Below are 7,230 nucleotides of genomic sequence, written 5' to 3'. Positions count from 1 at the left end.
GACCTGGACCCTAGACAAGTCCCATCGTTGCAGGTCAGGAGCACTCTCCGCGTTTCTGATCACCCACCGGACGCCCTGCACATGAAAGCGCGAGGTTAGTCCTGCCTGTAACGCGCGGTCATCCTCCTCAAGCGGGGAGTTACATCCCGGTTGCGTCTGTGTCGGGCACCACACCGAGTACCGGGTCACCCCACGGCACTGTCGCCTACAGGTGCAGTCACCAGGCCTTTCCTGGGTCGCACAGCTCGCCAGGTCCCGTGGAATCGCACGAGTCGTCTACGCGCTGAGGGTTCGGGTTCGTTCACAACCGGTTGATTGGGACCATTAACGGGGGCAGCAGCGGCATGATGCGCGGTATGGACCAAGCCGACGCAATCATCTGGATGACCGCCCTGGGCATTGCGGGAACCTTTGCCGCCGGACTGATCGGTCCGGTCCTCCTGGCGAGGGCCTCACGTCGGCGGGCGCGCGACCAGGAGGCCTTCCAAATCCAGCATCGCTTGCGCGAGGAACGACGCGCCGCCTTTGCCGCCGTGCTCGAACAATGTGACGCGTGCCGCCAAAATATCGACGCTGTCATCGAGGCCCACCTGAATCCCGAATGGTACAGCGAAGATGTCCGCCAGGAACTGTGGCAGTCGCTTGGCGCCACGATGGACACGCTGCGCCAGGCGGCAACGAACGCCGCTATCACGGGCCCGGCTCCCATGGGCGAACTGGCCGAGGCCATCTATGCAGCGATCGCCCGGCAGGCAGGCGCTTGGAGTATGCGGCTGGATCTGGATGACCGCCTCGTGCAGAACGCCCAGGCGGACGCCGCCTTCACGTCTGCGCGCAGACAATTTATCGCCGCAGCGGGAAAGGTCATGGTCCCGCCCAGGGAGCAAAGCTCCCGCCATCGTGGCCTGCTGCGGCATTCACGGTGACGCATTTTAGTCAGCTTGTGCTTTATGCCTGACTATGTTCCATTCAGTGATCTTTTCGGGTCTAGGAGTGCGTCTCAGTAACCGGCAACCCGTCTGTGGATCGTGATTATTGGTGCGGGATGATCCTGGTATGCGTGGTGGGGATGGGCTGTTCGAGGTCGAGCCAGTCGGGAAGAAGCAGCCGCAGGGCCGTCCGGCGGTGGTGGACAAGACGTTCCGGGCGTCGACCCGTACCAGGTCCTGCTGCTGCCCCCGTCGCTGGATGACTGGCTGCCCGAGGATCATCTGGCCCGGTTCGTCGCCGAGCTGGTCGACGAGGTGCTCGACCTGTCTCCGATCCTGGCCGACTGCACCGAGAAGCGGGGCTACCCGCCGTATGACCCGCGGCTGATGGTGCGGCTGCTGATCTACGGCTACACCACCGGGGTCCGCTCCGCGCAATTCGGAGCTTCTGGAGCAACGGCATGCCTGCTGGCCTACGGTTTCGCCTCGTCGGGCGCCGCAGGCCGTTTCTCTAGTGCTCGACGTTTCCTCAGGTCAGGAGGGGTTCTGCGAGTGACCCTGGAGTCGCTGGGAGGCGGCCTCGGGCGAGCCAAGCTTGGTACCACGACAGGGGCGCAGCGCCATGCTCGGCGCGAGAGACGTCAACTTGCCTGGAATCACTCGGGTTTGGCCAGCGACTCTTCGCCGCATTGTGGGCGGATAGACGCACATGGGCACCTCGCTGACCTGCGCGTTTCTTTATGCCTAGAGAAACACCTCAATACCGCCGTCAGAGGCATCTCCGCAGATCACGTGCCGTATCCGTGCTCTAGGCATAGCGAATTACGCGGAACGCAGGACCGGGGTCCGCTCTTCGCGGGCGATCGAGCGCCGTTGCGTCGATGATGTTGCGTTCCGTTCCTGGCCGCTGATCAGACCTCCGGACTTCCGCTCGGTCGCCCGGGGGCCGCCCGGGAAACCATCACTTCACTCGGCGGGAGGCCGCGCGGAAAGATGGAGTCCAGCCAGGTGGTGTAGGGGATCAAGCCACCGGAATCCGCAGGCCAGGGACGGTGGCCCCGATCGATCGGGTGTCCAGCTCGTCTTACCGGCACGCTTCGTGGGCTGTCGCCAACAGGCAGATCGCCGTGGGCCTCGAACCGGAACGCGCAGCGCTTGATCCCCTACACCACGTCGCGGGACACGACTCGCGGAAAAGGATCTGCCACGGCAGACACCTCGCCGCGCGGCCGACCCAACCTCGTGGCTGTCCGGCTACCGCAGACTCAGCCCCCGCTACGAACGCCACCCCCGCAACTACCTGGCCTTTCTCGGCCTCGCCGCCGCCTTGTGCTGCTACAAGCGACTGGTCCGCCTCACCACATAGGACACCGTCTTAAGGGTCTGCACGTCCGTATCATCGACGCCGACATCACGCTGACCACCAGCAGCGGGCAGCGCATCGCCGGCCGCTACCGGCTCGCGACCACTCTCACGAATCACCGCGACCCCGCCGAGGTCCTGGTCCGCCTTTATCACGAGCGGTGGGAGATCGAGTCCGCCTTCTACTGGCTGCGGCACACCCTGCTGACAGGGCGGGTCCTGCGTTCCCAGGAGCCCCGCGGACTCGATGTGCCGCCGCAACTGGTGGGTGAGGAAGCGCAGGGCAGAGCTGGACACGTCGACGCCCGACGGGTAGACAAGCACGTGAAGCCTCTGATGGAGACAGTTCTCTTGGTCGAAAACCCATCTACCAGGGGCTTCACCACCTTGTCAGCCCAACCGCCCTACTGTAGAGGCAAGTTGGAAATGGCTCACTTGCCGAGGACGCACCCAATAGGACTTCTCCTGCGCAGGCGGAGCGCGACGATCACTTCCTCTGCGGAGCGTGAAAGATTGAGGGTATTTAACTCTTCCGACGGCCGGACCTTCTCAGAGACGATCGTTCTGAGGGACAGGACTTAGAGGTGTCGTGAGGCTCGACAAAGCCTGCGTGACGTCAGTAGGAGGAACGGATAGAGAAGCGCTTGATGCGCAAGGGGTCCGTGCTGGCCGCAGCCATTGTGATGGCTAGCGGCGTGGACCTGCTGGGTGAGGGGACCGCGGAGTCCACCCCGGGTCCACATGGTTGGGATGTCCAATAGATGTCAATTTCCTTCCCAAGGGGGCAAGTAATATCTTTGTCCTCACATACCAGCATCAGCACATCGTCCAGGCCGCGGTTCTTCAGCCCGGTGAACATCTGTACAAGTACTTCGCACTATGTGCGCCGTCCTCGGCCCACATGCTGAGGATATCCCGGGTACCCTCAGCGGTGACGGCCATGACGAGGTGGGTGGGCCGGTTCGGAACCTTCTCCATGCCCGATCTTTACGCTGATGGCATCCACGGACGCAACGGGATACACGTGATCGGGCGGCCAGTTCTGCCATTCGACCATTTCCTCCATCACTTTGTCGCTGATGGAGGAAATGGTCTGCCTGGAGACCTCGGCGCTGTTGATCTCGGCCAGGTGCACGGAGATATCGCCGTGGGTGAGACCCTTGACGGACAGCGACAGCACCATTTCGTCCACTCCAGTCAGCTGGCGCTGCAGTTTGCGCACGAACTGCGGCTCGAAGCTGCCCTCCATGTCCCGGCACCTCGACCTCAACCGGCCCGACGTCGGTTAGCACGGTCTTCGCCCAGGCTGCCCCAACACCCGCTTGATCAACTGCCGCACCGGTCGGCCGCATGCCCTCACTCCGGGCCCGGTCGACCAGCGTCCTCGATCGTCACTCACTCACTTGGCCCCTCCATGATTAACAAATCCGCCGCTTCTAGACACACCGGATGCCGCACGGGTATCCCGGGAAGCCAGCCGTCGCTTCGGAATGAGCGGGGCGGTGGTGGACAGACCCCAGGAAGGCGCTTGCAAGCTGGTCCCCCTTGGCTCCGGCGGGCAGATTCGCACCAGACGGCATCGAGAACAGGCGGCTGAGGTCATGGAACCATTGGGCCCGGATGATCCCGAGAAGCTTGGTCCCTACCGACTCGTGGCACGTCTCGGTACAGGCGGAATGGGGCGCGTGTATCTGGCCACCTCCCCGCGTGGGCATGTCGTCGCGGTCAAGGCCATTCGCCCCGAGATGACGGGGGATAGGAACTTCCACATCCGTTTCCGTCGCGAGGTGGAGGCCGCTAGCGTGGTCAGCAGCATGTATACGGCACCGGTGATAAACGCCGAGCCAGATGGCGTCACGCCCTGGCTGGCCACCGCCTACATACCCGGTCCGACGCTGGCGGAGGCGATCGCCGAGCACGGACCGCTCCCGGTTGATTCGACGCTCGCACTGGGCGCCGGGGTCGCCGAGGCGCTGATCGCCATCCACGCTGCAGGACTGGTGCACCGCGACCTCAAACCGTCCAACGTGCTGCTCGCCGCGGATGGCCCTCGCGTCATCGACTTCGGCATCGTCCGCGCGAGCGACGGCTACGACCTAACACACTCTGGAGTCCTGTTCGGCTCTTTCGAGTATATGTGCCCGGAGCACGCCACCGGTGATCCGATAGGGCCGGAGGGAGACATCTTCTCCCTTGGCTCGGTGCTCGCCTTCGCCGCAACCGGACGTGCGCCATTCAGCGGCTCAACAGTAGCCACGGTCCTCTACCAAATGGTGCATGGCACAGCAGACCTCACAGACGTGCCCGTACCGCTGGACAAGATCATCCGACTTTGTCTAGCGAGGGATCCGGACCTACGGATCGCCGCGGACCGGTTGGCCGCCATATGCGCGCCTCGCGGTGCGGAACAGGTTCTAGGAAACGGCTGGCTCCCGGCCCCGGTGACCGCTGCGATCGCCCACCGTGCGGCGGCCGTGAGGGACCTCGACAACTCGCTCCGGACCTGGGACCACATTGTTCTGGCTCCCGCTGTTCCGGTGCCCGCTGTACAGCGTCCCGCCGCCCCCCTCACCACCGCCCATGTCTCGGCTGTCGCGGACGGCTCACTGCCGAGTATTGCGGAGACGGCGCGCCCAGCCCCCGATTCCGAAACCGAAGGTCTCAAGGACGCGGCCGGGGTGGGATCACAGACGAGTACCGAGCCAGCGAAGCCAACTCACTCCCCCGGACAGCGCAACCCATTCCCCGCCCCCCAACAGCACCGCGCCCCATCTCGGCCAGTTGTCTCCCGACGTGCGATCCTCGCTGCGTCGCTGGGCACGGCGGTCGGTGGCGGTGCCGTATTGATCATGAGGAGACGGGACGGAGAGGGGGCGGGACAGCCGCTCGAACCGGCTCCGAAGCCGTCCTGGACTTTCCGGAGCGATCCGCTGCTTCAGGCGCCGGCTGTCTTCGTCAACGGGACGACACTGGTGAAGACCCGCCCTGGCAACCTTGTCTGCCTCGACCTCAAGGACGGAACGCGGCCCAAGTGGGTCTACCGGGGCATCAGCCAATCCCCGACCCCGCCCCTGGTGGTCAACGGCGCTGCCATCGCGCTCGGCTCGGGCTCGAAGCTGATCGGTGTCGACCCAGCCGACGGCACCGAGCGGTTCTCGCTGGATTTCGGACCGGACTTCCGGTTCGACACGCTGCTCGGCAGCGACACCGCCCGTACCGTCACCATCACCGGGCTCCGATTCCAGCGCCAGTCCGACGAAGAGGGGGGCACGACGTCCTCGGAGACGGTCTTCGGCGTCGACCTGCAGGCCCGCCGGACGGCAATCATGCCGATCAGCCCGGAGGATATTGGAATCATCCTGAAGCCGGTCATCCTCCCCGGGACGTTTGTCTACGCCGACGGCTTGCGCAACGTGACGGTCCGCAACACAGACGACAGCTCCGTACGGTGGAAGTTTCCTGTCGGCTACGACCTCCGGCCGGGTCTGACGGTGCTCGGCCAGACGGTGTTCGCCATCGGCCGCGAACTCATCGCGCTCGACCTCGTCACCGGCAAGCGCCACTGGCGGGTGACGGCAGAGCACGGCGAGTTCGCCTCGCTCGGCGCCGCCGACGGCACGGTGTACGTCGCCGGCACGGAGCCGAACGGGGTCTGGGCCTTCGACGCCGAAACCGGCTCCAAACGCTGGTTCTGCCCGACGCCACGCCTCAACGTGGACAATCCGGTCGCTGCGGGCCCCAACGCAATCTACGTCCCGGCCTTCGAGAACATAGACGGCTTTTACGCGATCGACACCGCCCGGGGCCGCCTCCTGTGGAACTTCACCGACGGCAGAGAAACCGGAGTCAACGGCTGGCAACTCGCCTGTGACGGAGCGGGACACCTGATAGCCCAGCACTTCGATTGCACCTACAGCCTGCCCGCTCCCTGATAGTGATCGACCCGCATGGTATGCCCCGGTTCTGATCGAGTCGGGTTGCTGGACAATTGACGATCCAGCAGCCTTCAGAGGCTGTGATGCCCCGCAGTTATCCGCCCGAGTTCCGCCGCAAGGTTCTTGAACTCGTCGCATCCGAAAGGAAGGTCGCCGAGGTGGCCCGGCTCCTCGGAATCAGCGATCAGACGATGTATGTCTGGCGCTGCCAACGCCTCGCCGATACGGGGCAGTTGCCCGGCACGAACAGCAGGGACCTGTCCGAGCCCGCTGTGGCCCACATGAGCTGTCCCGAGTTTCGTAGAGTCCGGTGATCTTGTTTCAGGCGGACTGCTGGGTGGCTTCCTGTTGTCGCCACCAGGCGCGTTCGTACTCGGCGGGCGGTACGTAGGCGAGGGCGGAGTGGAGCCGTTCGTCGTTGTACCAGGCGACCCACTGGAAGATCGCCCGCTCGAGCTGGCCGACGTCCCGCCAAGGGCCCTGCATCTCGATCAGCTCGGCCTTGAAGGTGCCGTTCAGGGCCTCGGCCATCGCGTTGTCATAGCTGTCCGCGACCGAGCCGACCGAGGCCGAAGCCCCGATCTCGGACAGCCTCTCGGTATACCTGCCGGGGTGAGTCCGTGTCCGTGGTGAGCGCTCTTCCCGACATCCAGGCCCAGGAAGAGGCCTATCTCGTCGTACTCGTTCAAGCCGTCCTCCCGAACGGGGCGTGCGGTGCTGGCCTGGGCGTTGGCGTCGTGCGCGCATCCACGTTATGCAGACGTGTCGCCCGTGTACGGCCGGGCATTGCGCTCGACCGGGCGGTAGTCGGACCTCTGCGTCTCCAACGGCACCTCCCAGGCCCGGGTTGAGTCGGCCTGGGGCGCGGTGCCGGGATTGCTCCCGGTCCGTTTCCCCAGGCCGCTCGCCGAGTGAAGTAGGCCGCCGACGAGGTGCCCGTGGCTCGAGTCCTTTTCCGACGGCCCCTTCCCGAACCGGACGGGCCCGATTTCCAGGCATCCGGC

Annotated in this window: 4 protein-coding genes and 4 pseudogenes; 6 read left to right on the top strand and 2 right to left on the bottom strand. The window is 64.9% G+C overall.

Annotated elements, in window-relative coordinates:
* Positions 1-356: 356 nt before the first annotated feature.
* The 4 genes and pseudogenes from ABZ453_RS49710 to ABZ453_RS49695 form a co-directional block, all read left to right on the top strand.
* Positions 357-926 carry a hypothetical protein gene (locus ABZ453_RS49710; protein WP_359026484.1) on the top strand — a complete coding sequence of 190 codons (570 nt, stop codon included), beginning with the start codon at positions 357-359 and terminating at the stop codon, positions 924-926.
* 148 nt (positions 927-1,074) lie between these two features.
* Positions 1,075-1,367: pseudogene (locus tag ABZ453_RS49705) on the top strand (IS1182 family transposase); the annotation flags it as partial.
* A gap of 733 nt (positions 1,368-2,100) precedes the next feature.
* Positions 2,101-2,295, top strand: a pseudogene (locus ABZ453_RS49700) (hypothetical protein); the annotation flags it as partial.
* 5 nt (positions 2,296-2,300) lie between these two features.
* Positions 2,301-2,537, top strand: a pseudogene (locus ABZ453_RS49695) (transposase); the annotation flags it as partial.
* A gap of 559 nt (positions 2,538-3,096) precedes the next feature.
* Here the strand turns inward: ABZ453_RS49695 and ABZ453_RS49690 are convergent.
* Positions 3,097-3,592, bottom strand: a pseudogene (locus tag ABZ453_RS49690) (transposase); the annotation flags it as partial.
* A gap of 300 nt (positions 3,593-3,892) precedes the next feature.
* Between ABZ453_RS49690 and ABZ453_RS49685 the strand changes: the two are divergent.
* Positions 3,893-6,223 carry a serine/threonine-protein kinase gene (locus tag ABZ453_RS49685; RefSeq protein ID WP_359026490.1) on the top strand — a complete coding sequence of 777 codons (2,331 nt, stop codon included), beginning with the start codon at positions 3,893-3,895 and terminating at the stop codon, positions 6,221-6,223.
* A gap of 86 nt (positions 6,224-6,309) precedes the next feature.
* On the top strand, positions 6,310-6,540 hold the full coding sequence (locus ABZ453_RS49680) for a transposase (protein WP_359026488.1): 231 nt from the start codon (positions 6,310-6,312) through the stop codon (positions 6,538-6,540).
* A gap of 7 nt (positions 6,541-6,547) precedes the next feature.
* On the opposite strand, the gene ABZ453_RS49675 is transcribed toward ABZ453_RS49680, so the two are convergent.
* Complete coding sequence (locus tag ABZ453_RS49675) at positions 6,548-6,808, bottom strand: integrase core domain-containing protein (RefSeq protein ID WP_359026486.1); 261 nt, start codon at positions 6,806-6,808, stop codon at positions 6,548-6,550.
* Between the last annotated feature and the right edge of the window lie 422 nt (positions 6,809-7,230).

This window comes from Streptomyces sp. NPDC005799, assembly GCF_040630525.1.
In the GTDB taxonomy this organism is placed as follows: domain Bacteria; phylum Actinomycetota; class Actinomycetes; order Streptomycetales; family Streptomycetaceae; genus Streptomyces; species Streptomyces griseorubiginosus_B.
This window is presented reverse-complemented; position numbering and strand designations above follow the sequence as displayed.